Source organism: Nonomuraea longicatena (genome assembly GCF_039525605.1).
GTDB classification, from domain to species: domain Bacteria; phylum Actinomycetota; class Actinomycetes; order Streptosporangiales; family Streptosporangiaceae; genus Nonomuraea; species Nonomuraea longicatena.
Genome location: NZ_BAAAHQ010000006.1, coordinates 1 through 25,528, shown reverse-complemented (window position 1 = coordinate 25,528; position 25,528 = coordinate 1). Strand labels below are relative to the sequence as shown.

Annotated in this window: 31 protein-coding genes; 17 read left to right on the top strand and 14 right to left on the bottom strand. The window is 72.2% G+C overall.

The features are described from left to right. On the bottom strand, positions 1–633 hold a 633-nt coding region (locus ABD120_RS07295; protein ID WP_343948944.1), incomplete at its 3' end, for a TetR/AcrR family transcriptional regulator. A gap of 96 nt (positions 634–729) precedes the next feature. On the opposite strand from ABD120_RS07295, the gene ABD120_RS07290 reads away from it, so the two are divergent. After that, on the top strand, positions 730–1,914 hold the full coding sequence (locus tag ABD120_RS07290) for a cytochrome P450 family protein (protein WP_343948943.1): 1,185 nt from the start codon (positions 730–732) through the stop codon (positions 1,912–1,914). Between the two features lie 3 nt (positions 1,915–1,917). Here ABD120_RS07290 and ABD120_RS07285 read toward each other — a convergent pair whose 3' ends face one another. After that, complete coding sequence (locus ABD120_RS07285; RefSeq protein WP_343948942.1) at positions 1,918–2,526, bottom strand: acyl-CoA-like ligand-binding transcription factor; 609 nt, start codon at positions 2,524–2,526, stop codon at positions 1,918–1,920. A gap of 81 nt (positions 2,527–2,607) precedes the next feature. Here ABD120_RS07285 and ABD120_RS07280 point away from each other — a divergent pair, with 81 nt between their 5' ends. From ABD120_RS07280 to ABD120_RS07265, 4 genes are all read left to right on the top strand, one after another. Next, complete coding sequence (locus ABD120_RS07280) at positions 2,608–3,528, top strand: oxidoreductase (RefSeq protein ID WP_343948941.1); 921 nt, start codon at positions 2,608–2,610, stop codon at positions 3,526–3,528. Between the two features lie 87 nt (positions 3,529–3,615). Further along, the gene (locus tag ABD120_RS07275) at positions 3,616–4,083 is read left to right on the top strand and encodes an RNA polymerase sigma factor (protein WP_343948940.1); all 468 of its coding nucleotides are present in this window, start codon (positions 3,616–3,618) and stop codon (positions 4,081–4,083) included. After that, on the top strand, positions 4,080–5,009 hold the full coding sequence (locus tag ABD120_RS07270) for a YbgA family protein (RefSeq protein ID WP_343948938.1): 930 nt from the start codon (positions 4,080–4,082) through the stop codon (positions 5,007–5,009). Before ABD120_RS07275 ends, ABD120_RS07270 begins: the two co-directional genes overlap by 4 nt. Before the next feature lie 43 nt (positions 5,010–5,052). Then, a complete protein-coding gene (locus tag ABD120_RS07265; RefSeq protein ID WP_425563944.1) occupies positions 5,053–6,306 on the top strand; it encodes a cryptochrome/photolyase family protein in 1,254 nt (417 codons plus the stop codon). Between the two features lie 2 nt (positions 6,307–6,308). Here ABD120_RS07265 and ABD120_RS07260 read toward each other — a convergent pair whose 3' ends face one another. Next, positions 6,309–6,599, bottom strand: coding sequence for a YciI family protein (locus ABD120_RS07260; protein ID WP_343948936.1), 291 nt, complete (start codon positions 6,597–6,599; stop codon positions 6,309–6,311). Positions 6,600–6,701: 102 nt separating this feature from the next. Between ABD120_RS07260 and ABD120_RS07255 the strand changes: the two genes are divergently transcribed. Continuing rightward, a complete protein-coding gene (locus ABD120_RS07255; RefSeq protein WP_343948935.1) occupies positions 6,702–7,109 on the top strand; it encodes a RidA family protein in 408 nt (135 codons plus the stop codon). Here the strand turns inward: ABD120_RS07255 and ABD120_RS07250 are convergent. Both ABD120_RS07250 and ABD120_RS07245 read right to left on the bottom strand, forming a co-directional pair. Beyond that, entirely contained in the window at positions 7,106–7,438 is a 333-nt protein-coding gene (locus ABD120_RS07250) for a YnfA family protein (RefSeq protein ID WP_343948934.1), read from the bottom strand. The genes ABD120_RS07255 and ABD120_RS07250 overlap by 4 nt on opposite strands. A 50-nt stretch (positions 7,439–7,488) precedes the next feature. Further along, positions 7,489–8,151 (bottom strand): TetR/AcrR family transcriptional regulator, encoded by a 663-nt coding sequence (locus ABD120_RS07245; RefSeq protein WP_343948933.1) that lies wholly within the window; start codon positions 8,149–8,151, stop codon positions 7,489–7,491. Between the two features lie 58 nt (positions 8,152–8,209). On the opposite strand from ABD120_RS07245, the gene ABD120_RS07240 reads away from it, so the two are divergent. Genes ABD120_RS07240 through ABD120_RS07230 form a run of 3 tightly spaced genes read left to right on the top strand, consistent with a single transcriptional unit; the run spans position 8,210 to position 11,954 of the window. Further along, positions 8,210–8,686 carry a 2Fe-2S iron-sulfur cluster-binding protein gene (locus ABD120_RS07240; protein ID WP_343948932.1) on the top strand — a complete coding sequence of 159 codons (477 nt, stop codon included), beginning with the start codon at positions 8,210–8,212 and terminating at the stop codon, positions 8,684–8,686. Then, entirely contained in the window at positions 8,683–9,681 is a 999-nt protein-coding gene (locus ABD120_RS07235) for an FAD binding domain-containing protein (RefSeq protein WP_343948931.1), read from the top strand. Before ABD120_RS07240 ends, ABD120_RS07235 begins: the two co-directional genes overlap by 4 nt. Beyond that, a complete protein-coding gene (locus ABD120_RS07230; RefSeq protein ID WP_343948930.1) occupies positions 9,678–11,954 on the top strand; it encodes a xanthine dehydrogenase family protein molybdopterin-binding subunit in 2,277 nt (758 codons plus the stop codon). The genes ABD120_RS07235 and ABD120_RS07230 overlap by 4 nt, the downstream gene beginning before the upstream one ends. On the opposite strand, the gene ABD120_RS07225 is transcribed toward ABD120_RS07230, so the two are convergent. The 6 genes from ABD120_RS07225 to ABD120_RS07200 form a co-directional block, all read right to left on the bottom strand. After that, positions 11,951–12,718 (bottom strand): alpha/beta fold hydrolase, encoded by a 768-nt coding sequence (locus tag ABD120_RS07225; protein WP_343948929.1) that lies wholly within the window; start codon positions 12,716–12,718, stop codon positions 11,951–11,953. The genes ABD120_RS07230 and ABD120_RS07225 overlap by 4 nt on opposite strands. Before the next feature lie 82 nt (positions 12,719–12,800). Continuing rightward, positions 12,801–13,391, bottom strand: a complete 591-nt coding sequence (locus tag ABD120_RS07220) for a GNAT family N-acetyltransferase (protein ID WP_343948928.1) — start codon at positions 13,389–13,391, stop codon at positions 12,801–12,803. Next, entirely contained in the window at positions 13,388–14,092 is a 705-nt protein-coding gene (locus tag ABD120_RS07215; RefSeq protein WP_343948927.1) for a TetR/AcrR family transcriptional regulator, read from the bottom strand. Before ABD120_RS07215 ends, ABD120_RS07220 begins: the two co-directional genes overlap by 4 nt. A gap of 76 nt (positions 14,093–14,168) precedes the next feature. Next, a complete protein-coding gene (locus ABD120_RS07210; protein ID WP_343948926.1) occupies positions 14,169–14,735 on the bottom strand; it encodes a DUF6879 family protein in 567 nt (188 codons plus the stop codon). A 157-nt stretch (positions 14,736–14,892) separates the two neighbouring features. Beyond that, entirely contained in the window at positions 14,893–15,390 is a 498-nt protein-coding gene (locus ABD120_RS07205) for a hypothetical protein (protein ID WP_343948925.1), read from the bottom strand. Continuing rightward, positions 15,387–15,719 (bottom strand): hypothetical protein, encoded by a 333-nt coding sequence (locus ABD120_RS07200; RefSeq protein WP_343948924.1) that lies wholly within the window; start codon positions 15,717–15,719, stop codon positions 15,387–15,389. Before ABD120_RS07200 ends, ABD120_RS07205 begins: the two co-directional genes overlap by 4 nt. A gap of 413 nt (positions 15,720–16,132) precedes the next feature. Here ABD120_RS07200 and ABD120_RS07195 point away from each other — a divergent pair, with 413 nt between their 5' ends. From ABD120_RS07195 to ABD120_RS07175, 5 genes are all read left to right on the top strand, one after another. Continuing rightward, positions 16,133–16,678: a hypothetical protein gene (locus tag ABD120_RS07195; protein WP_343948923.1), complete on the top strand. Its 546-nt coding sequence runs from the start codon at positions 16,133–16,135 to the stop codon at positions 16,676–16,678. A 143-nt stretch (positions 16,679–16,821) separates the two neighbouring features. Continuing rightward, positions 16,822–17,451 carry a metal ABC transporter ATP-binding protein gene (locus ABD120_RS07190; protein WP_343948922.1) on the top strand — a complete coding sequence of 210 codons (630 nt, stop codon included), beginning with the start codon at positions 16,822–16,824 and terminating at the stop codon, positions 17,449–17,451. Further along, complete coding sequence (locus ABD120_RS07185) at positions 17,448–18,245, top strand: metal ABC transporter permease (RefSeq protein ID WP_343948921.1); 798 nt, start codon at positions 17,448–17,450, stop codon at positions 18,243–18,245. Before ABD120_RS07190 ends, ABD120_RS07185 begins: the two co-directional genes overlap by 4 nt. After that, the gene (locus ABD120_RS07180) at positions 18,242–18,988 is read left to right on the top strand and encodes a metal ABC transporter solute-binding protein, Zn/Mn family (protein WP_343948920.1); all 747 of its coding nucleotides are present in this window, start codon (positions 18,242–18,244) and stop codon (positions 18,986–18,988) included. The genes ABD120_RS07185 and ABD120_RS07180 overlap by 4 nt, the downstream gene beginning before the upstream one ends. A gap of 20 nt (positions 18,989–19,008) precedes the next feature. Further along, positions 19,009–20,571 carry an FAD-dependent monooxygenase gene (locus ABD120_RS07175; RefSeq protein WP_343948919.1) on the top strand — a complete coding sequence of 521 codons (1,563 nt, stop codon included), beginning with the start codon at positions 19,009–19,011 and terminating at the stop codon, positions 20,569–20,571. A gap of 11 nt (positions 20,572–20,582) precedes the next feature. Here the strand turns inward: ABD120_RS07175 and ABD120_RS07170 are convergent, their stop codons facing one another. Next, entirely contained in the window at positions 20,583–20,951 is a 369-nt protein-coding gene (locus ABD120_RS07170) for a winged helix-turn-helix transcriptional regulator (RefSeq protein WP_343948918.1), read from the bottom strand. 92 nt (positions 20,952–21,043) lie between these two features. Between ABD120_RS07170 and ABD120_RS07165 the strand changes: the two genes are divergently transcribed. Further along, positions 21,044–21,451: a RidA family protein gene (locus tag ABD120_RS07165; protein WP_343948917.1), complete on the top strand. Its 408-nt coding sequence runs from the start codon at positions 21,044–21,046 to the stop codon at positions 21,449–21,451. A gap of 9 nt (positions 21,452–21,460) precedes the next feature. On the opposite strand, the gene ABD120_RS07160 is transcribed toward ABD120_RS07165, so the two are convergent. After that, entirely contained in the window at positions 21,461–21,682 is a 222-nt protein-coding gene (locus ABD120_RS07160) for an FCD domain-containing protein (RefSeq protein ID WP_343948916.1), read from the bottom strand. A gap of 291 nt (positions 21,683–21,973) precedes the next feature. Here ABD120_RS07160 and ABD120_RS07155 point away from each other — a divergent pair, with 291 nt between their 5' ends. After that, the gene (locus ABD120_RS07155; RefSeq protein ID WP_343948915.1) at positions 21,974–23,236 is read left to right on the top strand and encodes a serine hydrolase domain-containing protein; all 1,263 of its coding nucleotides are present in this window, start codon (positions 21,974–21,976) and stop codon (positions 23,234–23,236) included. A gap of 242 nt (positions 23,237–23,478) precedes the next feature. Here ABD120_RS07155 and ABD120_RS07150 read toward each other — a convergent pair whose 3' ends face one another. Beyond that, a complete protein-coding gene (locus ABD120_RS07150) occupies positions 23,479–24,588 on the bottom strand; it encodes a HesA/MoeB/ThiF family protein (RefSeq protein ID WP_343948914.1) in 1,110 nt (369 codons plus the stop codon). Between the two features lie 128 nt (positions 24,589–24,716). Between ABD120_RS07150 and ABD120_RS07145 the strand changes: the two genes are divergently transcribed. Next, complete coding sequence (locus ABD120_RS07145; RefSeq protein ID WP_343948913.1) at positions 24,717–25,508, top strand: transglycosylase domain-containing protein; 792 nt, start codon at positions 24,717–24,719, stop codon at positions 25,506–25,508. Positions 25,509–25,528 lie beyond the last annotated feature (20 nt).

Genomic DNA, 25,528 nt, shown 5'->3' with positions numbered 1-25,528 from the left:
CCCCGCCTGCGGGGCCCACGCCAGGTGCGGCGGGGGCCGGTCCTCGTCGAGTTCGAGGCCGGCCAGGTGGGCGACGGCGGCGGCGGTGTGGAACGGATCGACGAATCCGGGCGCGGCGGCGGCGAGTTGCCGCGCTCCTTGGAGCAGGGTGAGCGCGGCGCCCGCCAAACCGACCCGGCGTCGACCGGGTTCCAGGCGTTCGAGCGCGAGGCCGAGCAGGAGCGCGTCCAGACGCATCAGTTCGGTGTACGGCACCCGGGTCAGTTCGTCCGACTGCACCTCGGCGAGCAGGTCGGCGCCGAGCCGTCCGGGCGCCTCCTCTGCGGACAGGGGCAGCCGGGCCAGCCACGCCCTGGCGAAGGCGCGTAGCGCCTCGGCCGCCGACGGGGCCTCCCCTCGCTGCCCCGTGTCCTCGGGGATGGCCTCGGGGATGGCCTCGGCGAGCACGGCGAAATAGAGGGCGCGTTTGCCGGGGAAGTTGGAGTAGACGGCGCCGCGGGTGAGGTCGGCGCGTTCGGCGATGGAGTCGATCCTGGCCTCGCGGAAGCCGCGCTCGGCGAACTCGTCCCTGGCCGCCGACAGCACCCGGGCGCGGGTGCGCTCCTGCAGCTCCGCCCTGCTGAGCCGGGCCATGGTCCTCCTCGGTTGCCGCGCGTCGGGCACCACGATAGCGTCACCATTCAAATGACAGCATCATCTGAATGATGGAAACATCTGAATGGAGGCCGGATGATCCCGGAGATCGACCTCGCCGACCCCGAGGTGGTGCGCGATCCCGCCACCGTCTACGGCCGGGCGCGCGAGCAGGGGCCCGTCGCCCGGCTGGTGGCCCCCGGATTCGGCGTCATGTGGGCGATGACCCGCCACTCCGCCGCGCGCGCGATGCTGAGCGACCCCCGCTTCGCGATGGGCCCCAACACCTTTCTCGACCTGCCCATCCCCGACCCCTGCCGCAAGTACCTGCGCTCGCTCGGCACCTTGGAGGGCGCCGAGCACACCCGCCTGCGCAGGCTGGTCTCACCGGCGTTCACGGCCCGGCGCATGCACGGGCTCCGGACGCGGATCGAGGCCATCGTCGAGAGGATCCTGGACGAGCTGCCCGGCCACGCCGTGGACGGCGTCGTGGACCTTCAGGAGCACTTCGCCCGCCCGATCCCGGCCGACGTGATCTGCGACCTGGTCGGCATCCCCGAGGCCGACCGCGCCGACTGGCGCAGGTACGGCGCCGCCATCCAGGCCGGGCACGGCCAGGAGTTCATCGAGGCGATCCCCCGCGTCATGGCCGGCGCCGAGGCCGCCGTCGCCCACCATCGCGCGGAACCCGGCGAGAACCTCATCTCCGACCTGATCAGGGCGCAGGAGGCCGACGGCGACCGCCTGGACGACACCGAACTGGTCACGTTCGTATGGCAGCTCGCCCTCGCCGGGCAGGCCCCCGTCACCACCCAGCTCGCCAACGCCGTCGAGGTCCTGCTGCGCCACCCCGACCAGCTCGCGCTCCTGCGGGCCGAGCCCGAGCGCATGGCCTGGGCCGTCGAGGAGCTGATCCGCTGGGCCGGGCCGCAGTTGCTCACCTTCCCCCGGTTCGCCACCGAGGACGTGGAGTTCGAGGGCGTGCGGATCCGCGCGGGCGAGGCCGTCACCGCCGCCATCGCCGCCGTCAACCGTGACCCGCGCGTGTACACCGACCCCGAACGGCTCGACCTGACCAGGTCGCCAGGTGAGGCCGCGCACCTCGGCTTCGCCCATGGGCCGCACTTCTGCCTGGGCGCGTCGCTGGCCCGGGTGGAGATCGAGGTGGCGCTGACCGCGCTGCTGCGCAGACACCCCGCTCTCGCGACGGCGGGCGACGGCGCGACCCGGGTCCCCGACCCCGGCACCTGGCGGCTGGCCACGCTGCCGGTGACGCTCTGACCCTCAGGCGGCGGTGTCCAGTGCGGGCGCGATGACCACGAAGGCCCGGTCGATGAGGTCGGCCGGGTCCTCCGCTCCGTCGCTGTCGCTCCACCGCGCCAGCACGGTGTTGAACGCCGACAGCGCCATCCCGGCCGCGAGCTGCGGATACAGGTCGGTCACCGGGTCGCGGCCCAGGCGCAGGGCGGTCTCCGCCGCCAGTTCGTCGCGCCAGTGCGCCTGCCGCTCCAGGAACCGGGCGAGCAGGGCGGGCGTGCCGAGGATCAGCCGCACCACGCGCAGTGTGCGATCGGCGTCGCCCGCGCAGGCGTTGACGCAGGCCCAGACCGTGTGGCGCAGCGCCGCCGACGGCGGCTCGGCCGGGGGCCGGGCCGCCAGTTCCGCGCGCATCCCGGCGCCCATCTCGGCCAGGAACTGGACGACCACGTCCTCCTTCGAGGCGAAGTAGCGGAAGAACGTCCGCCTGGACACGCCCGCGGCGGCGACGATCTCGTCGACCGTGACCGCGTCGAACCCCTTCAGCGCCAGCAACTGCAGCGCGGATCCGGTCAGCTCGTCCGAGACGAGCCGCCGCTTGCGCTGGGCCAGGCTCGTCTCCGCGTCGGTCGTCACCCCATCATCGTACGCTCCATGCCGTTCATGGCACACAGGCGCGACTTGACACAGAGTGTCATTGGGGGCAACGTGTGCCGCATGAGAAAGCGGCAGTCGTGGTCGGCCACCCAGATCCCCGACCAGTCCGAGCGGACGTTCGTCGTCACCGGAGCCAACAGCGGCCTCGGACTGGCGACCACACGGGCCGTCGCCCGCAAGGGCGGGCACGTGATCCTCGCCGTGCGCGACGAGGCCAGAGGCCGGCGGGCCATGGCGGACCTCACCGCAGGGCTACCGGAGTCCCGCCTGGAGACCCGCCCGCTCGACCTGGCCGACCTGGAGTCCGTGCGCGCCTTCGCCGACGGGCTGCGCCGCGACCACGCGCGGCTGGACGTCCTGGTCAACAACGCCGGAGTCATGGCGCCGCCCCGCACGCTCAGCGCGCAGGGCCACGAGATCCAGTTCGCGGCCAACCACCTCGGCCACTTCGCCCTCACCGGCCTGCTGCTCGACCTGCTGGCCGGAGGCGCAGACCCCCGCGTGGTCACCGTGAGCTCCACCAACCACCGCCGGGCGCGGATCTTCTTCGACGACCTGTCCGGCGAACGCAAGTACTCGCCCATGGGCTTCTACAACCAGTCCAAGCTCGCCAACGCCGTCTTCGGCTGGGAACTCCACCGGAGGCTGGCACAGGCGGGCAGCCCGGTGCGCAGCCTGCTCGCCCACCCCGGCTACACCTCGACCAGCCTGCAGACGGGCGGTCCGGTCGGCCTGGTGAGCCTGTTGTTCGGCCGGATCCTGTCCCCGCTCGCGCAGGCGGCCGATCAGGGCGCGCTCCCGCAGTTGTACGCCGCGACCGCGCCGGACGCCGCGAGCGGCCAGTTCTTCGGCCCGGACGGCAGGGGCGAACTACGCGGCGCGCCGACCCGGGTGCGCCTGGCCCCCACCGCCACCGCCACCGAGATCGGGCGCAGGCTGTGGGAGGTGTCGGAGAAACTGACCGGAGTGCGGTTCGGCTGAACCCGGCGACACGGGGAATCTTCGCGGTCTTGGTGGTGGCGGGCCGTACCGGCTGGCAGGGTTCTGAGGGAAGGGGGAAGGGGACCCATGGACGTCATCGCCGACTGCTACCGCACACACGCGGCCCTGGTCCGCTCCTACCTGCGCCGGCTGGTTCCGCCGCAGGACCTCGACGACGTCGCCCAGGTCGTCTTCGCCGAGGCGTGGCGCTCGCGGCACCGCTTCGACCCCGGCCGCGACCTGGCCGCGTGGCTGCTGGCCATCGCCCACCGCAGGGCCGTGGACCACCTGCGCGCCCGCCGTCCGCCCACGATCCCGCTGGAATGGGTCGCGGAACCGGCGGGCGACGACCGTGACTCCCACGCCGACCGCGACCGGCTCAGGCGGGCCATGGCCGCGCTCCCGCCCGCGCAGCGCGAGGCCATCGCACTGGCCTACTTCGCCGATCTCACCCAGCGCGAGATCGCCGCCCGCCTGCGCGTCCCGCTCGGCACCGTCAAGGCCCGTACCGCCCGGGGGCTGCACCGCCTCCACGACTTGCTGGCCACCGCGTGACCCGGCCCCGGATCGCCGCCTCAAGCTGCCTGCTCGGCGAGCCCGTACGGTTCAACGGCGGCCACAGCCGCGACCGCTTCCTCTCGGGGGCGCTCGACCCGTACGTCGACTGGGTACTGATCTGCCCGGAGATGGAGATCGGCCTCGGCACCCCGCGCGAGACCCTCCGCCTGGAGGACTCGCCCACCGGCCCCCGCCTGATGACCAGGACCACCCGCGCCGACCTGACCGGCCGTATGAGCACGCTCGCGAGCGCCCGCGCCGCCGCCCTCGACGTCGACGGCTACGTCTTCAAGGCCAAGAGCCCCACCTGCGGCATCCATGGCGTACCCCTCTACCGTGCGCAGGGCCCGGCGCTCAACCGCCGCAACCGGGGCCTGTTCGCCGACACCGTCATACGCGCGCACCCGCTGCTGCCCGTCGAGGACGAGGGCCGCCTGCGCGACACGCCGTTGCGCGAGGCATTCGTGGAGCGCGTCTTCGCCCACGCGCGGCTGCGCGAACTGCTGTCCGGCGACTGGCGGCCCCGCGACCTGGTGGCCTTCCACGCCCGCCACAAGATGCAGCTTCTCGCCCACGACCCCGAGCTCTACCGCGAGGCGGGCCGCATCGCCGCCCGCGCCGACGAGCGCCCCGCCGCCGCCTACGCCGAGGTGTTCCGCAGGGCGCTGGCCCGCAGGACCAGCCCCGGCAGGCACGTCAACGTCCTGCACCACTGCCTCGGCATGCTGGCCCTCGACCGGGCCAGGCGCGACGACCTGCTCGCGGTCATCGGCTCCTACCGGGACGGCCTGCTGCCGCTGAGCGTCCCGGTCACGCTGCTGCGCCACCACGCGCGCGGCGAGGGCGCCGCCTACCTGGAGGAGCAGAGCTACTTCCGCCCCTACCCGGAGGCGCTGCGGCTGCGCAACCACGTTCCCGCCTGACCGCATGCAACCCCCGGCCGCCCTCGGCACGAACACCCAGGTGATGGATACCGTGATCGTGCTGTTCAACCGGGACCTGCGGGTCGCCGACCACCCCGCGCTGGCCGCCGCGTGCGCCCGCGCCCGACTGGTGGTGCCCCTGTTCGTTCTCGATCCGGCCGTACCGGCCGGGCGCCGCGCGGGCTTCCTGTCGGAGTGCCTCGCCGACCTGCGCGGCTCGCTGCGCGCCAGAGGCGGCGAACTGTTCGTACGGCACGGCGACACCGTGCACGAGACAATGCGGCTGGCCCGCGAGAGCGCCGCCGAGGCGGTGTTCACCAGCGCGGATGTCAGCGCGCTCGCCCAGCGCAGGCAGCGGCGGCTGGCGGCGCAGCCGATCGAGGTCCGCCTGTTCCCGGGCGTCACCGTGATCCCGCCCGGCGAGCTGCTGCCCTCGGGCGGCGGCGACCACTACCGGGTGTTCACCCCGTACTGGCGCGCCTGGTCGGTGGCACCGCGACGGGATCCCGAGCGGGCACCGACCCGGGTCGAGGTCCCGGACGGCCAACCGGCCGGGGACATACCGGACGCGCCGCGCTGGGGTGCCCTGGCCGGTGGAGAGACGCAGGGGCGTGCCCGCATGCGGACGTGGCTGCGCGACCACCTGGCCGGTTATGCCGAGGGCCGCGACGACCTGGCGGGTGACCGTACCTCCAAACTCAGCCCCTACCTGCGCTTCGGCTGCGTTTCACCACTGGAGCTGGCCGGGTGCGGCGAGGAGGAGTTCGTCCGGCAGCTGTGCTGGCGCGACTTCCACCACCAGGTGACCCACGCCTTCCCCGGCATCGGCCGCAGCGACTACCGGCCCCATCGCGGGCACTGGCGCGAGGACGCCTACGCGGCCTCGGCGTGGGCCGAGGGCATGACGGGGGTGCCGATCGTGGACGCGGGCATGCGCCAGCTCCTCGCCGAGGGCTGGATGCACAACCGGGCCCGGCTGATCACCGCGTCGTACCTGGTGAAACAGCTCGGCGTGGACTGGCGCACGGGTGCCCGCCACTTCTTCGAGCTGCTCCTGGACGGCGACGTGGCCGACAACTGCGGCAACTGGCAGTGGGTCGCGGGCACCGGCAACGACACCCGGCGCAACCGCGCGTTCAACCCGATCCGGCAGGCCAAGCGCTTCGACCCCGACGGCGAGTACGTGCGCAGGTACGTCCCGGAACTGGCCGGCGTGCCCGCGCCGCTGGTGCACGAGCCCTGGCTGTCGCCCCGGCCGGTGCGCGGTTACCCGCCGAGGCTCGACAGCCCGCCGTGACCTCACATCTCCTGCCCGGACTCCTTCATGATCGGCCGGAGCTCGACGGCGCCGGGGATCCGCGAGGCGATCTCCGCCGCCCGCTCCGGGCCGTCGCAGTCGATCACCAGGTAGCCCGAGGGCGGCTCCCCCGCGTGCGCCGACGATCTGCGGGCTGCCCCGGCGCGCACCAGCCTGGTGTGGACCGGGTCGGCGAGGGCGGCGCCCGAGACGAGCTCCCCGCCCGCCGCCAGTTCCCTGAGCAGTTCTGCGGGCAGGGCGGGGTCACTGTAGACGAGCAGCAGATACTTCATCCTCGGTCCTCTCCGCGTCGTGTCCTTCGACACCCGGAGGTCGGAACGGGGGCCCGGAAAATGACACGCGATCAAAACGGCCGGGTCGCTAACATCCCGAGCATGACCGAAACCGTTCGTCTGATCCGTAACCATGACCTCACCCAGGCCGTCGAGTACGCCTACGCCTCGACCGTCGACGCCCCCGTCCGCTCCCTCTGGGTGGCCGGTGCCTGCCCCCTTGACCTCGACGGCAACACCGTGGCACCCGGCGACTACGCCGAGCAGGCCCACCAGGTGATGCGCAACCTCGTCACCGCGCTGGAGGGCGCGGGCGCCAAGCTCACCGACGTGGCGAAGACCACGGTGTACGTCGCCTCCGACCGCCAGGAGGACCTGGTCACGGCCTGGCAGGTCTACCGGGAGTACATGGACGGGCACGACGTGCCCAGCACCCTGCTCGGGGTCAGCGTGCTCGGCTACGACGACCAGCTCGTCGAGGTCGAGGCGGTCGCCGTCCTCGGAGCCTAACCCCGAGGGGCGTACATGATGATCAGTACGCCCGCCAGGCAGACCAGCGCGCCCGCGACGTCCCAGCGGTCCGGGCGGAAGCCGTCGACGACCACCCCCCACAGCAGCGACCCCGCCACGAACACCCCGCCGTAGGCGGCGAGAATGCGCCCGAAATGGGCGTCGGGCTGCAGCGTCGCCACGAAGCCGTACAGCCCCAGGGCGACCACCCCCGCGCCGATCCAGGCCAGGCCGCGCTGCTCGCGAACCCCCTGCCAGATCAGCCACGCTCCCCCGATCTCGGCCAGCGCCGCCAGCGCGAACAGCACCAAGGACTTCACGATCGTCATGCCACGACCGTAGCGGCGGCTCGGCTCAGCGCGGGCAGTCCGGGTAGCCGCTACTCCGGCCCGGTGGCGCGTCTGCGCGGCAGCCCGTCGGCCAGGGCGTCGAGCAGGCGGCGCAGTGTGGGGACGAACGGGAAGCAGGAGGCGGCGGCGAGTTCGGGCTCCATCGCGTACAGCGCGAGCATGGTGGCCGGCGGCCGGCCGATGGCGTACAGCGTGTGGCCCATCACGCTGGCGACCAGGATCAGCTCGGCCGCCTCCTGCGGCGTCAGCTCGGGACGGGCCGCGACGATCCGCTCGCCGAGTTCGTCGTAGGAGGCGTGCATGGCCTGCTTGAACGTGCGGGCGGCCGCGACGGAGGCGTTGTGCTCCAGCGTGGTGGTGATGTGGCCGAGCAGGTCGCACAGCAGCGGCCGGGCCTCAAGGGTCTCGGCGAGCGCGGTGGCGACGTCCGTGCCGCCGCCGATCCGCGCGGCGGCCGCGTGCGTCCACCCCTGCCACTCCTCCCCGGCCAGCTCCAGGTAGATGGCCTCGCGGGTGCCGAAGTAGCGCACGACGTTGGACTTGGCCAGCCCGACGGTCCGTGCGACGTCGCCGAGGGTGACCGCGCGCACGCCGGACCGGACCGCGAGCGTACGGGCTGCGGCCAGGATCGCCTCGCGGCGCTGCTGCTTGTGCTCCGGGCGCCGGGCCCGGTGGAAGGCCGGTGGTGTCATCTCCGGGCAAGCATACGATCCCCTGGTTAACGCAACAGCGTTCTGTTAACGTCTCCCCATGAAGGTGCAAATACGGGTCAATGGCACAGATCGACCCCTCGACGTGGAACCGTGGGTCAGCCTGCTCGACGCACTCCGCGACCGGCTGGGCCTGACCGGTACCAAGAAGGGCTGCGACCAGGGCGCCTGCGGCGCCTGCACGGTCATCGCCGACGGCGAGCGCATCAACGCCTGCCTGGCTCTCGCCGTCCAGTACGACGGCCGCGAGATCACCACCATCGAAGGGGTCGAACACCCCCTCCAGCGGGCTTTCGTCGAACACGACGGCTTCCAGTGCGGCTACTGCACACCCGGCCAGATCTGCTCGGCCATCGCCATGCTGGCCGAGCACCGCGCCGGGATGCCGAGCGCCGTCACGGAGAACGGCTCCGCCGGGCTGACCGCCGCCGAGATCAAGGAGCGGATGAGCGGCAACCTGTGCCGCTGCGGCGCCTACAACGGCATCGTCGCCGCCATCGAGGAGGTCGCCGGGTGAGACCGTTCGCATACGTGCGCGCCGCCGACGTGGCCGGTGCCGTACAGGCCGTCGCCGACGAGCCGGGCGCGCGCTTTCTCGGCGGCGGCACCAACCTCGTGGACCTGATGCGCGCAGGCATCGAGGAGCCCGCCACCCTCATCGACATCACCCGGCTGCCCCTGACCGAGGTCGAGGAACTGCCCGACGGCGGGCTGCGCGTGGGGGCACTGGTCCGCAACTCCGGCCTGGCCGCCCACCCGCTGATCAGATCCCGCTACCCGATGGTGTCGCAGGCGCTGCTGTCGGGCGCCTCGCCGCAACTGCGCAACATGGCGACCGTCGGCGGCAACCTCCTGCAGCGCACCCGCTGCCTGTACTTCTACGACACCGCCGCCGCCTGCTCCAAACGCGACCCCGGCACCGGCTGCGACGCCACCGGCGGGTTCAACCGCAACCACGCCGTCTTCGGCGCGGAGGCCGGCGGCTGCGTCGCCACCCACCCCTCCGACCTGTGCGTCGCGCTCGCCGCCTGCGACGCCGTCGTCGAGGTCGAGAGCGTACGGGGCACCCGCCGCGTCCCGCTCGGCGAGCTGCACCTGCTGCCCGGCGCCACCCCGCACGTGGAGACGGCGCTGGCGCCCGACGAGCTGATCACCGCCGTCGAACTGCCCGCCGCGCCGATGCTGGCCCGCTCCCGCTACCGCAAGGTCCGCGACCGGTCCTCCTACGCGTTCGCGCTGGTGTCCGTCGCCGCCGCCCTGGACGTCCGCGACGGCAGGGTCGCCGACGTACGGCTGGCTCTCGGCGGCGTGGCCGCCAAACCGTGGCGGGCCGTACGCGCCGAGAGCGCTCTGAAGGGCGAGGAGGCCACGGCGGAGGCGTTCCAGCGGGCGGCGGAGGCCGAACTGGCCGAAGCGACCCCGCTGCCCCACAACAGTTTCAAGATCGACCTGGCCCGGCGCACCGTCGTCGCGACGCTGGGCCGGCTCCTCGCCGACGGGGGCGCCCGATGACCGAGACCCTGGTACCCACCACGACCGCCCCCCACGTGGGCCGCCCGATCGACCGGGTGGACGGGCCGGCGAAGACGACCGGCTCGGCCACCTTCGCCGCCGAGTTCCCCTTCCCCGGGCTCGCGCACGCCTCTCTCGTGCACGCCGAGGTCGGCCGCGCCCGCATCACCGCGATCGACACCGCCCAGGCGGAGGCCGTGACCGGGGTGATCACCGTACTCACCCATCTGAACGCGCCCACCCTGCGCCCGGCGCCCAAGTTCAGCGTGCTCGACCTCAGCACCATCGTCTCCGGCACGGCCGTCAACTATCTCAACACCGACCAGGTGCACTGGAACGGCCAGCCGGTCGCGGTCGTCGTGGCCGAGACGTACGAGAGCGCCCGCCACGCGGCCCGCCTGGTCGGCCTCACCTACGAGGAACTGCCCGCCACCGTGGACTTCGCCGCAGCGGAGAGTTCGGCAAAGCCGCAGAAGAGCAACCCGATGATGGGCGGCGGCGGCGCCAAAGGCGACGCGGAGGCCGCGCTGGCGCAGGCGCCGGTCACGGTCGACCAGCGCTACACCACCCCCGAGCTCAGCCACAACGCGCTCGAACCGCACGCCACCATCGCCGCCTGGGACGGCGACAAGCTGACCGTCTACGAGTCCAGCCAGAGCCTGCCCTTCATGCGCAGGCACCTGGCCAAGCGGCTGGACCTGCCAGAGGACGCCATCCGGCTGGTGGCGCCGTTCGTGGGCGGCGGGTTCGGCGGCAAGGGCAACGTCTGGGCGGGCACCATCCTCGCCGTCCTGGCCGCCCGCGCCGCGGGCAGGCCGGTCCGCCTGTCGCTGACCCGCGAGGCCGTCTACCGCACGGTCGGCGGGCGCACCCGCTCGACGCAGCGGGTCGCGCTCGGCGCGGAGCCCGGCGGCGCCCTGGCCGCGATCATCCACACCAGCGTGACCAGGACGAGCGCGGTGGGCGGCTTCCCCGAGGCGGTCACGAACGCCTCCGGTCACCTGTACGCCGCGCCGAACATCCTGCTCAAGCAGCACGTGGTCGAGATGGACCTGCTGCCCAACGCGCCCATGCGCGCGCCCGGCGAGGCCATCGGCACCTTCGCCCTGGAGTCGGCCGTCGACGAACTGGCCGCGGAACTCGGCCTCGACCCCATCGACGTGCGGCTGCGCAACGACACCGACCGCGACCCGCTCAGCGGCACCCCGTTCTCGCACCGGCGGCTGCGCGAGGCGTTCGCCCTCGGCGCCGAGCGCTTCGGCTGGTCGGCGCGCACCCCCCAGCCGGGCTCCATGCGGGAGGGCAGGTGGCTGGTCGGGTACGGCGTCGCCGCCGCCTACCACCCCATCATGATGCTGGCGGCCAACCTCACCGTCCGCCTGGCCGCCGACGGCACCGTGATCGTCCGCTGCGGCTTCCACGAGATGGGCATGGGCGGCGCCACCGTCCAGGCGCAGATCGCCGCCGACGCGCTCGGGGTGCCGTTCGAGGCCGTCCGGGTCGACTACGGCGACACCGACCTGCCGACCGGGCCGATGGCGGGCGGATCGATGCAGACCGCGAGCGTGGCGGCCAGCCTGCTGGAGGCGTGCGCCAAGATCAAGACCTCGCTGCTCGCCCTCGCCCGCCGGTCCGGCTCGCCGTTGCGCGGCAGCCGGGCGGACGCGGTCGAGGCCCGCGACGGCGGCCTCTACCTGGTCGGACACCCCGACCAGGGCGAGAGCTACGCGAGCATCCTGTCCAGGGCCGGACGCAGCCACGTCGAGGTCTCGATCGGCTCGGACGGCCTGGGGAGCAAGCTCAAGTTCATGACCCGCTTCATCCGCGACCAGCGGCGTTGGGTCCGGGCCGCCTCCGGGGCACAGTTCTGCGAGGTACGCGTCGACGCCGACACCGGGGAGATCCGGCTGGCGCGCTGGCTCGGCGCCTTCGACATCGGCCGGGTGGCCAACCTCAAGACCGCCACAAGCCAGATGCGCGGCGGCATCGTGATGGGGATGGGCATGGCGCTGTCGGAGGAGACGCTCGTGGACCCGCGCCACGGCCGGATCGTCAACCCCGGCCTGGCCGAGTACCACATCCCCGTACACGCCGACGTTCCCCCGATCGACGTGCACTTCCTCGACGACCCCGACCCGACGATGCCGCTCGGACTGCTCGGCGCGGGCGAGGTGAGCATCACCGGGGTGGCCGCCGCCGTCGCCAACGCCGTCTACCACGCCACCGGCAGACGGGTCCGCGACCTGCCCATCACCCTGGACAAACTGCTCTAGAGCGCGGCGAGGAAGTCCCTCATCAGCGCCAGCCACTCGGCGGGCGCCTCGGCGAACGGCAGGTGCCCCGTGGGGAGTTCGGCCAGCCGCGCGCCGGGGATGCCCGCCGCGACCTCACGGTGGTGCGCGGGTGTGGCCAGGACGTCGTACACGGTGGAGACGACCAGGGTCGGCACCTCGATCCGGGTGAGGTCGGCCCGCACGTCGATCCCCTCGGCCAGGTCGATGTGGTCGGCCGTTCCCGGCGGGACGCCGGCGGCCGACTCCGCCAGCGCCCGGTCCAGTTCGTCCTGACCCATGGCGTCGAGCGTGGGCGCGCCCACGGCGATCAGCGCCATGAAGGCGGCCAGCCGGTCGGGGTCGCCCAGCAGGTCCCGCCACACCCGCAGGGCCAGCAGCATGCGGGGGTTCAGACGGGCGAAGCCCGCCGTGAGGACCAGCGCCGTCACCCGGTCCGGATGACGGACGGCGGCGCGGATGGCGGTCGGCACGCCCAGGGAGTACCCGGCCATCGCGAAGCGTTCGAGACCTTCCTCGACGGCGGTGGCGACCAGTTCGTCGGCCAGGGCGTCCAGGCTCAGCGGCGCGGTGGCGCGCGGGGTGCTGCCGCTGCCCGGGTAGTCGGGCGCGACCACCCGGTGGTGGCGGGCCAGGCCGTCCAGGACGGTTCCGTAGTTGGGCAGCGCGCCTCCCCCGGCGCCGTGTGCCAGGAGCAGTCCCGGGCCCTCACCCCGCACGATGCGGGTGAGTGTGGATGCGGACATGCGGTCGTCCTTCCCTCGATGTCGTGGCCCCACGCTAGGCGTTGACATCGATGTGAAAGTCAAGCCACTCGGCCCGGTGCGGTCAGACCTGCGACAGGTGCATGGAGACGTAGAAGTTGATGCCGGTCCGCTTGGTGTGGTTGACCTTCTTCCGCTTGTACTCGGTGAAACCGAGTTTCTTGTACAGGTGCAGAGCGGGGGCGTTGATGTCGGAGATGTCCTCCAGGACGTACTCGTCGTACTGCGGCAGCGCGAGCAGGTGACGCAGTACGGCGCTGGCCGCACCCCTGCCCCGGAACCGGTGCGCGGTCGAGACGAACTCGAGCGAGGCCATGCGCGGCCGGGGCGGGACGAATGCCTTCTGGAACTCCTTCTTGAACATCACGTCGGCGATTGTGCCCTTGATGAGACCGAGGTGCTTGCGCAGGACGGCGCCGTCGTGCCTGACCGAGAGCTGCCCCCCGTCGGTGAGGGCGACGATGCTCGCGGGCTGCCCGTCGATCAGGCCGACATGGAAGACGTCCAGCACCAGCATGTGCGCCAGCGCGTCGACGAGTTTGCCGGGATCGTCGGAGAAGTAGGCCAGGTCGGTGCCGAAGCCGTCGATGAAGACCTCGGTGACGGCTCTGCGGTAGCCCTCGCCGAGTCGGGCGGCGGGCATGATCTCGATCATGGTTGTTCCTTCCGTCGGGAAATGAGCACTTCGACGCCGTCGAAGAGAAGGTTCAGGCCGAAGGCGAAGTCGGCGTCCTCGACCCAGTCGTCGCCTTGACCGAACGCCTCGGAGCGCAGGGCCTCGCTGAGCCCCGGGTAGTTCTCTGCGTCGACGAAGCGGTCGAGCGTCGCGGTGTACCCGGCGACGCCGGGGGCCGCCTCGTCCTCGACCGACCCCTGGAGGCCGCGCAGCAGCGCGGCGGTGCTGGTGGCGTACGCCGACAGGGTGGTGGCGACGTTGACGGCCTCGTCGGCGGCCAGGCCCGAGCGCATGAGGACGGTCAGCGCGCGATCCAGCCAGGCCAGTCCGCGCGGCCCGGCGGGCGGGGTGAGCGGCGAGATGTCCAGCAGCCACGGCCTGCCGGCCAGATGGTCGCGGTGGGCGCGGGTCCAGTCGGTGAGGTAGTCGCGCCAGTGGGCCGTTCCGGGTTCCGGCGGGTCGGGAACGGCGGCGTCCACCATGGCGGTGAGCAGTTCCTCCTTGGTGGCCACGTACCCGTACAGCGCCATGGTCGACACCCCGAGGCGGGCGGCGACGTCGCTCATGCGCAGCCCGGCCAGCCCTTTCGCGTCGGCGATGGCTATGGCGGCCTCGGTGACGAGACCGAGGCTCAGCCCCGGGCGCGGCCCCCGCCGAGCGCCCGGCTCCCGGCCCCACATGCGTTCGACGATTCCGATGACGCACCTCCCTGAAACTCTGTACCCAATATACTGTACGAGCTACGGAGTTAGTGCGTCAAAGCTCCCGCGCGAACCACTCACCCAGCGGCTCACCGCACGCGAACAGCTCGGAAACGGCTCGCTCGCACGCGCGCACCAGGGTGGGATCGGTGTGCCGGCAGCCGCCGAGATGGGCGCCGCACTCGTCGTAGCCGATCACGTAGAGGCGCCGGGCCGAGAGAATCAGCACCTCGGGCAGCGGATCCAGGTGGCGGACCCGGTCGGCGGGCACCACGCGCACGTGCTCGCCCGCCGCCTCGCGGGCGCACAGCACGTGCATCTCCCAGCACACGTACGGCGTCAGCGGCCGCTCCACGACCCGCACGCGGTGGACCGGCGGAATCCGCTCGTACAACTCGGCCAGGCCGTCGCGCATGTCGTCGATCAGGCTCAGCGCCAGCCGCCAGTCGCCCGCCCGCATGGCCCGCCAGCTCGCCACGTCCGGTTCGAGGAAGGACTGGGCCCGCTCCAGCTTCCAGATCGGCGCCCGGCCGGTCATGAGCGCGTGCTCGACCTCCCGGTCGTACTCGGCCTTCGCCAGCCGGTGGGACGGGGAGGCGGCGAGCCGGGCGAACGGGTTCACCCGTTGCGGCGCCGGGCGACGACCGGCGGCGCGCACCCGGCCGCCCGGCCCCTCGCCGAGCCTGCCGTCATACGGACTTGCATACCACCGCGCGCGGCCCCGTTCAACGCGCCCCTCACATGCCGATGGGGCGAGGAGGATCTCCTCGCCCCATCGTTTACCCGCTGCTGACGAGGTCTTCCGCGCAGATGACGCGCATCTGCTCGGGTCGCCATTGGACGGATTCGAACGGCGCCATGATGAACTGGGGCGGTCTGCCGCCCTTGCCCGATGGACCGTTGTGGATCTTCAGGTATTCCTTGTCGCAGAACTCTCCCGCGAACCTGCTCACCGTCTCGTACCCCGGAAAGGGGCCGTCACGGATGTTCGAGGGCAGGTCCGTGGCCGCGTACGTCTTGTACATGTGCGGCCCCTTGCAGTCCACGAGCGGAACCATGCCGTCGCGCCCGGGGATCTGCTCGGTGTTGATGCACGAGCCGTTGGGGATGTCGAGAAATTTCACCATCCGGCTTCCGTCCGGAGTCGGTGTCTGCTCGACGGCGGCCGTGCTCGTCGTGCATCCCGTGGCCAGCAGACCGGCCAGCATCAGGCCGCCGAGCAGCTTCGGCAGGCCCCCGGGCCCGCCGCTGACGGCGGGCCTGGGGTTTCCGATCACGGAATGGACGAAAGAGGGCAGTCCTTCTTGCCGTGGAGCGTGTCCGCCTTGTCGCGACCGGGCAGGAGCGGGTTGTCGTTGTCGGCCCACCAGTGGTACCGCTTGTAGTGGGCGAAGTTCTCGGTCTTCTTGATGTAGTGCGAGCCCGTCGTGTGCTCATGGCCCCACTGCCGGCTCGGCGCCTCGCCGCCTTCGCCGTCGTTGATGAGAATCTTGCCGCTCGCGCCACATCGCGTGTCCGCGTAGGCGGGCGTCCCCGAAATCGTGAACAGGCTCGCGGTCGCCGCGGCGGCGACCGCTCCGACTGTCAGCCTCTTGAGAAGACTCACTGGTCCTCCGATGGAGATTGGGATGATCACCCCGTAAATGATCATCGCGTTGCGACAAACCGTATAGCTCGCCGAACACGCCAAGATCATCTGTGATGATGAGTTCAAGATCATCCTGAAGGAGGATGTGAACGACCTCTGCGTACCAGAGAAGCGACATCACCGCAGGTCGCGAGGGCTGACGATGCGTGGCCGCCCCTGAATTCCGCCCTGACCCATGACTCAGGTCACGGGTCAGGTCAGACAGGTCGGTGGGCGGCTGCGCCGGACAGGCCGCCGACACTGGTCACGCGCGGCCTGGGGTGCGTCCGACGGCGTGGCCGGCCTCCTGGCGCGCACAGTGAGCGCGCCATCGAGTCGCATGACGTCGGTGTGGTGGTGATGGCGCGGCGCCTGCTGGCAGAATGTGGCTTGTGTCCCCGGTCCTCCGAGTGATCCGCGCCATCGCCTTCTCGGTGGTGTGCGTCATCGTCTCGGCCGGTGCGCACCTGTTCGCCGGGGGCGGCGCCATCGCGCTGCCCGCGCTGCTCCTCGGGCTGGCGGTGCCGTTCGCGCTCGCGCTGGCGGTCAACGGCCGCGAACGGTCGCGGGAGAGCCTGCTGGCCGCGACGATGGCCGTCCAGCTCGTCCTCCACCAGATGTTCGCCCAGGTCGCCCCGCCGGCCGCGACCGAGGCCGACCACTGCCACCCCACCGCGGGCATGACCCTGGTCCACCTGATGCTCGGGCTGCTCAGCGGCTGGTGGCTGCACCGGGGCGAGAGCGCTGTGTGGACCGCGCTGAGCCTGTGGGCGGTCGCGCCCCCGCGCCTGCTCCTGCTGATCGCGTGGGTTCCGGCGGAGGTCGGGGCCCGGCTGTGGCAGGCCGTCCCGTGTGAGGGGACCGGTCTGTGGCATTCGCCGGTGTTCACAAAGGTCGTCCACCGCAGGGGTCCGCCCGTCCTCGCCTGCGCCGTCTGACGCGTCCGCGTCCGGCGCCCTGAGGTCATCCGGCGTGCGGCCCGGCCGCGCGCCGGCTCCGCGTACCCGGTCGCGCCGCACGTCGGCCGGGCCCCTTCCCATGGAGACCCCATGTTCTGTTCCCCTTCACAAGGGTGTCCCAGGTGACGGCGTTGAGACTGTCCGGCGTGGACTGCCGGCACGGCGGGCTGCTCGCCGTCGCCGGCGTCGAACTGGACCTGTCGCCCGGTGAGCACCTGGCCGTCACCGGCACGAACGGCTCGGGCAAGAGCACCCTGCTGCGCGCGGTCCTCGGCCTGCACCGCGACACCACCGGCGGCATCGAAGTGTACGGCGAGCAGGCCCGCACCCCCGCCGACTGGCGCCGTCGCCGCGCCGAGGTGGCCTGGATCCCCCAGCGCCAGGCGTCCGGGCGTTTCCCGCTGATGGTCGGCGAACTCCTCGACAGCGGCCGGGACGGCGCGCACGCCAGGCGGGCGGCCGCCGATCTCGGCCTCGGCGATCTACTGGACCGCCCGGTGGACACCCTGTCCGGAGGGCAGCTCCAGCGCGCCTACCTGGCCCGCGCCCTCGGACAGGTCGCGGCGGGCGCCCGGCTGCTGATGGCCGACGAGCCCACGGCCGCCCTCGACTTCGCCGGGCAGGAGCAGATCGCCGCCGTCCTCGCCGCACTTCCGGTGGCGGTCGTCGTCGTCACCCACGACCGGGTGGTGGCCGCCGCCTGCGACCGGGTGGCCGAGATGGCGGCAGGCCGGCTGCGGGAGGTCCGATGAGCGAGATCCTCGCGCTGCCGTCGGTGCAGTTGGCCTTCGCCGCGCTGCTGCTGGGCTCGATCGGGCTGCCCATCGTCGGCGTGTTCATCGTGGGCCTCGACATCATGCCGGTTCGCTTCGCGATGATGCACGTCGCCCTGCTCGGCATCGCCGTCGGACTGCTGATCGGCCTCGACCCGCTGCTGTGCGCCCTGCTCCTGTGCGCGCTGACCGGCGGCGCGCTCACCCCGTTGGCCCGCAGCAGCACCGGGTTGTCCGGCGCGATGGGGCTGCTCATGACGCTCGCCATCGCCGCCGCGCTGCTGGTGCTGTCGGTCTCGGGCGTCAACGCCAACAGCGCCTTCGAACTGCTGTGGGGCTCGATCCTGGCCACCCGGCCGTCGGACGTGGCCGCGCTCGGCGTGCTCGCCGTCGCCGTGCCGCTGCTGTACGCCTGGCGGCGCCGCGACCTGAAGCTGCTGCTGCACGACCGTGAGCTGGCGATGTGCTCGGGCGTCGCGGTGGACCGGCTCACGCTGGTGCTGCTGGTGGTGATCGCGCTGGCGATCGCCTCCGCCGTCCGGCTGACCGGCGCGCTGCTGGTGGACGCCCTGACCCTGCTGCCCGCGCTGGCCGCGCGCCGGGTCGGCCGCTCGCTGCCGTCGATGATCGGCTGGTCGGTCGCCTTCGGGCTGCTGTTCAACGTGGGCGGATTCGTGCTCGCCCTGCTGCTCGACCTCCCGCCGGGCCCGGCTCTCGTCCTGGTCGGCGGGATCTGCACCCTTCTCCTCCACCTGAAAGGCGTCAAGCGATGAAGCAGATCATCCCTGCGGCCGCCGTGCTCCTGGCGCTGACCGCGTGCGCCGCCCAGAGCGCCGACCGGAAGGACGGGCTGGACGGGCTGCAGGTGGTGGCCGCCTCGACGTGGGAGGCCGCCTTCGCCAAGGCGGCCGGGGCGACCGACATCACCGTGATCGTCCCGCCCGGCGTGCACCACGCGCCCGACTACGACCCCAAGCCGTCCGACCTCGCCGCGGTCGCCGCCGCGGACGTCGTGCTCCACGCCGACTTCGGCGGCTTCGCCGGTCGGCTGAAGGAAGCCGCGGGCTCGGACGCCAAGGTGATCGAGGTCAAGCTCGACAACTCGCCCGACCGGGTCAAGGCCGAGGTCGCCAAGCTCGGCGACGTCTTCGGCACCGGTGCGGCGGCCAAGACCTGGACGGCGGCGTTCGACGCCGAGTACGCGGCGCTGAAGCGGAAGCTGTCCGGAAAGTCCCCCGTGATCGTCGCCCAGGCGTTCGTGGCCTGGGCCGCCGACCTGACCGGGGTCCGGCCCTCCGGTGTGTACGGCCCGCAACCGCCGACGGCCGCCCAGCTCGCCGACCTGGCTGCCATGAAGCCCACCCTCATCCTCGACAACTCCGCCATGCCGGGCGGAGCCGCGCTGGCCGACCTGCGCGCCAAGCGCGTGGTGATCGACAACTTCCCGGCCGCCGACCACGACCTCATCGGCATGTACCGGACCAACGCCGACGCCATCCTCGACGCCCTTTCCTGACCGTTTTCGTGGAGAACTCCTTGGACATCCCCGTTCTGATCATCGGCGGCGGCCCCACCGGCCTGATCGCCTCGATCGCCCTTTCCCGCTTCGGAGTGCCGTCGCTGCTGGTCGAGCGGCACCCGGCCAGCTCGACCTTCCCGAAGGGCCGCGCGCTCAGCCTCAGGACCATGGAGGTGCTGCGCCGCTACGGCCTGGCCGAACGCGTGGCGGCGGCGGGCGTGCCGCGCACCGAAGGCTCGCACTTCTTCTTCGGCTCCTCGCTCACGGCGCCCGATCACGTCCGCAACGGCACCACGCCGGACGCCGAGCGCGCCCCGCTCAGTCCCGCCCTGCCCGCGATCTGCTCCCAGGACGTGCTGGAACCGCTGCTGCGCGCCCACGCCGAATCGCTCGGCCCGGGTACGGTGCGCTTCGGCTGCGAAGCGGTCGAACTGGCGCAGGACGCCGACGGTGTCACCGTACGGCTGGCCGATCGCGACGGTCACGCCTCCGTCGTGCGGGCCGCGCACGTCATCGGCGCGGACGGCGCCGCCGGGTTCACCCGGCGTGCCGTCGGCATCGGCATGAGCGGGGACACCGCGCTCACCCGCAACCTCAACATCCTCTTCGAGGCCGACCTGCGCGCCCACGTGGCCGACCGGCTCAGCCTCGTCTACACCATCGCCAGCGCCGAGCTCACCGGCACCTTCATGACGGTGGACAACGCCCGGCGCTGGCTGTTCAACCTGGTCCGCGACCCCGCCCGTCCCGGCCAGGGCGAGCCCGCCGACATCGTGCGGCGGGCGGCGGGCGTCCCCGGCCTGGCGGTCGAGGTGGTCGCCACCCAGGAGTGGACCGCCGCCGCGCTCCTGGCCGACCGCTACCGCGACGGACGCGTCTTCCTCGCGGGCGACGCCGTCCACCCGATGACGCCTTACGGCGGATTCGGGATGAACTGCGCCATCCAGGACGCCGACAACCTCGCCTGGAAGCTCGCCGCCGTTCACCACGGCTGGGCCGGGCCGGGGCTGCTCAACTCCTACGAGGCCGAGCGCCGCCCCGTCGGCGCCGACACGGTGGCCGAGAGCCGCCGCAGCCTGCTGGCCACTCTCGACAGCACCGCGCTCGTGGGCGGTCACGACGGTGACGGTGACAACGGTCCCCGGCCGACGGCGCGGCCGAGCGACGGGCTGGTGCTCGGGTACGCCTACGACCGGCCGGGCTGCGCGGTCGTGCCCGACGGCACCGCGCCGCCCGGCGGCGCGGACCCGATCGCCGTCTACCGTCCCACCGCCCGCCCCGGCCACCGGCTGCCCCACCACTGGACCGGTGGCGACCGGCTGTCCACCCTCGACCTCGTCGGTACCGGGTTCACCCTGCTGACCGGGCCGAAGGGGCAGGCGTGGCACGAGGCGGAGGCGCCCGGCGTGCCGCTGCGCGCCCACACGGTGGACGACGACGTCGCGGACGCGCTCGGGATCGGCGCCGAGGGCGCGCTGCTGGTCCGGCCCGACGACCAGGTCGCCTGGCGCACCGGACGGCTGCCTGCCGACCCTGCCGCCGAGTTGTCCGAGGCGCTGGCCGTGATCCTCGGGAGCTGAGCGGTGGCCGCTCAGCCGTCGAAGCGGCGGCGGGCGGCTTCGATGTGGCCGAGGTAGCGCCGGGTCCAGGCGCACATGGCGTCGACGGTCCCGCGCAGGGCCCGGCCGGACTCGGTGAGGGTGTATTCGACCCGTGGCGGCACGGTCGGATACACCCTCCGCACCACCAGGCCGTTGCGCTCCAGCATGCGCAGGTTCTGCGTGAGCATCTTGTGGCTGATGCCCTCGACCGCGCCGCACACCTCGCTGAAGCGCAGCGTGCCGTCGCCGATGGACTCGATGATCAGCAGCGCCCACTTGTTGGCGACGTCGGCGAAGATCTCCCGCGCCAGGGAGTCGGCGCGGGTCACGTCGGCGTCGCCGTCCTGCTTGGTCACCATGAGGTTCCTCAGTCACCTGAAAGTGCGTTCTTCCATGTCAGCGAACACTCTCCTATGGTTTCTCAGTAACCACAAGAGAGTTAGGAAGAATCATGGCCATCACCCTTCTGAACCCTCCGGGACTGCCGGAGGTCGCGCCGTACCGGCAGGTGTCGATCGCCTCCGGCTCGAAGCTGGTCTTCGTCGCCGGGCAGGTCGCCTGGGACGCCGACGGCGTCACGGTCGGCGAGGGCGACCTGGCCGCCCAGGTCGAGCAGTGTTACCTCAACCTCGCCACCGCCCTGGCCGGGGCCGGGGCCTCCTTCGACGACGTGGCGAAACTCAACGTCCACGTCGTCGGCTGGACCCCCGACCGGATGCCCGCCCTCCTGGAGGGGATCGCGCGGGCGGGCGCCAGGCTCGGAACCACCCCGGTGCCGCCCGCCACGCTCCTCGGCGTCGCGGCACTCGACGTCCCGGAGCACCTGGTCGAGATCGAGGCGGTCGCCGTCATCGACTGACGGCGGCTGTCACCCGAGGCCCTCCTTCAACGCCATCAGATGCGTACGGCTGAAGCGCGCGGCCGCCTCGCCGTCCCGCGCCGCGACGGCCTCGACCAGCACCTCGTGCGCGCGATGATCGGCGGGCGGGTCCGCCGGCGGGCGCAGGCGCAACATGTCGATCATGGCCTGCCGCAGCCGGGGAACGCCCGCACCGAGGCCGCGACCCGGTACAGGCTGATCGCCCTCCACGGCGAAGAGCAGGGGTCGGCCGTGGCCCGGGGGTCGCGCTCGTCGAGACCGAACTCCGCGCCGCCGGCATCCGCATCCCCGGCCAGCCACCCACTGACTACGCCGTGCCCCTGCGACCGGCCGGGATCCGCCCGGAGACACCGCTGCGGCGGCCCATCCGCTGCTCCTGGGTTCCCCGCCTCCGGAGTCAGGGGTCGTGTCAGCACCGCGACGGCCCGATGTCAGCGCCGTCGGCGACGGTGGACACGGCTCAGACCACTGGGCTTCCGATCTCCAGGAAGGAACTGCGACATGGCAGACACGACTCCCGAGCAGCGGCACGACGCCACCGTGGGCGAGCAGGTTGTCGAGAGCGGCTGGGGGAAGGTCGCCGACGTGTTCCGCTCGAACTTCGAGGGGCATCCGGGCGAGGTCGGCGCGGCGTGCAGCGTCTACGTGGGCGGCCGTCCGGTCGTGAACCTGTGGGACGGCCTGGCCGATCGCGAGACGAACCGGCCGTGGCGTGAGGACACGGTCGTCAAGGTCGCCTCCACGACGAAGGGCGCCACCGCGATCTGCGCCGCGCTGCTCGTGCAGCGGGGCGAGCTGGATCTGGACGCGCCGGTGGCCAGGTACTGGCCGGAGTTCGCCGCCAACGGCAAGGAGCGGATCAAGGTCCGCTGGCTGCTGTCGCACCAGGCCGGTCTGCCGGTCCTGGACGGGCCGCTGACGTTCGAGGAGGCGTGTGCGTGGCATCCGGTGATCCGCGCGCTTGAGGCGCAGAAGCCGCTGTGGGAGCCGGGCACCGAGCACGTCTACCACGCCATGACGTACGGCTTCCTGGTCGGCGAGGTCGTGCGCCGCATCACCGGCAGGTCGCTCGGCACGTTCTTCGCCGAGGAGGTGGCCGCCCCCCTCGGGCTGAGCGCCTGGATCGGGCTGCCCGAGCAGCACGAGAGCCGGGTGGCCACGCTCCACAACGCCGCGCCGTTCAGCGTCGAGGAACTGCTCGCCGGGATGGTCAAGGTCACCGGGCTCGACGCGGACACGGTCACCGCCTGGATCACCGCCATGTACAGTCCGGGCTCGATCGCGATCCGCGCCGGCGAACTCGGCGGCGCCCTGGACAACATGGCCGGGGAGTACATGCTGACGCGGGCCTGGCGCGCGGCGGAGTTCCCGGGCGCGAACATGATCGCGGACGCGCACTCGGTGGCGCGGATGTACGCTGCCACGGTGAGCGACGTCGACGGGGTACGGCTGCTCGACCCGGCGACCGTCGAAACGGTGACGGAGGTCCACACCGACCGCACGCGCATGCACGGGCTGCCCCCGGGGCTGGACATCCCGTCCGACCGTTCCTTCTACATGTCGCTCGGGTTCATGCGGTCCTCGCCGCCGATGCCGATGGTCGGGCCGGGCTCGTTCGGCCACCCGGGCTCGGGAGGGGCGATCGGGTTCGCCGACCCCGACGCGGGTGTCGGCTTCGGGTACGTGACGAACCACTGGAGCTTCAACCCAGACGACCCCCGGGCGGCGGACCTGATCAAGGCCGTCCGGTCCTGCCTCGGATGACGGGCGCCCGCGCCGGGCGGCTCCCGGCGGGAGCCGCGCGGGTGTGGGACGGCCGAGACGTCCCGTCGTGGCGGTGGGCGGGGCCGGGTGGCGCGTGGCGGGGTCAGTTGCTGATCCCCTGGCTCAGGCTCGTCGTCTCCGCCTGGCCGAGCAGGCGGATGGTCACCTCGGCGGGGTCGTCCTCGTGGCGCTGGGTGACCGTGGGCTTGGTGTGTTCCATGGTTACCTCGCAAAAGGAGAGACTAGTGTCCAATCCCATCTTCAGAGCCATCCGATGACCTGGCAAGGTAACTTTCACCACAAAAGCCGCATTCAGTGCGTTTCGGATGACGGACGTGCACATTGTGGTCGGGGGCAATCAGGTTGACCCCCGTCACATAGCCGGGCGGACCTGCTCCGGCGCCGGTCAGCACGCTGATCACACCGTGCGCGAGCAACTGGCCCGACAGTCCGGCCGAGGTGGCGACGACCCCGCCACCGCCCAGATCGATCGGATGATCATGTGGACGCCTGGCCGCCTCACCTGCCTGGAGGCACTCGTAGCAGGGCCCTCCGGGTGCGAAGACGCCGACGGTCACCAGTGGCCCGTGGTAGCCGCCGCCCGCCCAGGCGATCCCGGCCCGCGCGCAGGCGCGGCTGGCCCACACCCGGATGCCGTCCGGGCCGCGCGGCTCGTCGGCGCACAGTGCCAGCGCGTCGAAGCCCGTCAGCAGCGCGGCCAGCGCCGACCGGCTCTCGACCCGGCGGCGCTCTGCGGTGATCTCGGCGGCGCCGTTGACGGCGCGCAGCCGTGAACGGGCCGCCTCGGCCTTCGGCCGTCCGACGTCGGCCTCGTCGTAGAGGACCTGCCGGGTGAGGTTGCTCGGCTCGACCAGGTCGGCGTCCACCAGGTGCAGTCGTCCGACCCCTGCGGCGGCCAGCGCCCAGGCGGCGTGGGAGCCGGTGCCGCCCAGGCCGACCACGAGGACGGCGGAGTCCCTGAGCCGGAGTTGCGCGTCCCAGCCGGTGCGGCCGGGGCGGCGTTCGACGAAGTGGAAGTAGGCGTGGTTGCGCGAGTAGCGCCGGAGTTCCGGCCCGGTCAGCTCGGCAGGGATCGGGGCCTCGGCGTCCTCGACGTACGGGGAGGACAGCAGCGCCTTCAGCACGGCCTCGACCCGGGGTCTCGGCGCGGCGGCGGCCGTGGTGAGCTGCTCGACGGTACGGGTGCCGTCCATGAGCCGCAGGATCCGCCAGACCAGCCCGTCCGGGTCGGGGATCTCGGCGGCCAGGCCATAGATCTCGCCGCCGATGCGTACCGTCTCCGGTGTGACGCGGAACGGTTGGTGCCCGTGCTTGACGCGCGGATACCGCACGTGCTGCCCCTTTCGGCCTGGCCAGATATCCCTTTTGATATGAAAAATCCGTTCATATCAGTCTTGGACAGTGTTGTGGCGTCTGTGTTGTCATGGCCGCCATGTCCAGCTCGAAACCTCATACCCGCATGTCCAGCATCGGCCGCCTCGGCGTGGCCGCCACCGCCGCCGGGGTGATCAGCGCGGCGCTCGTGCTACCCGCCGTGGGCGGCACGGGGGCGAGCGTCGTCACGGCGACCGAGATGCTGGACCTCCGACCGGAGGAGTTGGCCGAGCCGCCCCTGCCGCAGAAGACCACCGTGTACGACGCCGAGGGCACCCGGATCGCCCAGTTCTACGCCGAGGACCGCGTGGTCGTGCCGCTGGATCGCATCGCCGAGGAGATGCGGGCCGCCATCGTCGCCATCGAGGACGACCGCTTCTACGAACACGGTGCCATCGACCTTGAGGGCACCGCCCGCGCGCTGCTCGGCAACCTCGCCTCCGGCGACCTCGGCCAGGGCGGCTCGACGATCACCCAGCAGTACGTCAAGCAGATGCTGCTCAACTCGGCCGAGACCGAGCAGGAGAAGAACGCCGCCGTCGAGGCCACCTATGCGCGCAAGCTGCGGGAACTGCGGCAGGCCATGGCCGTCGAGGACAAGTACAGCAAGGACCAGATTCTGGAGAGGTATCTCAACATCGCCTACTTCGGCGCGGGCGCGAACGGGGTGGAGGCGGCGGCCAGGCGGTTCTTCGGCGTCTCGGCGGCGAAGCTGGACCTGGCGCAGGCGGCGACGCTGGCCGGTGCCGTACAGGATCCCAATCGGACCTCTCCCGATCGGGGACGCGCGGCCCGCGCGCTGCTGCTGGAGCGCCGCGACGTGGTCCTCGACCGCATGGCCGAGCTAGTGGCCCGTCACGCAACCTTGGCCGGGTAACCGGTCCAGCTTCGGATCGG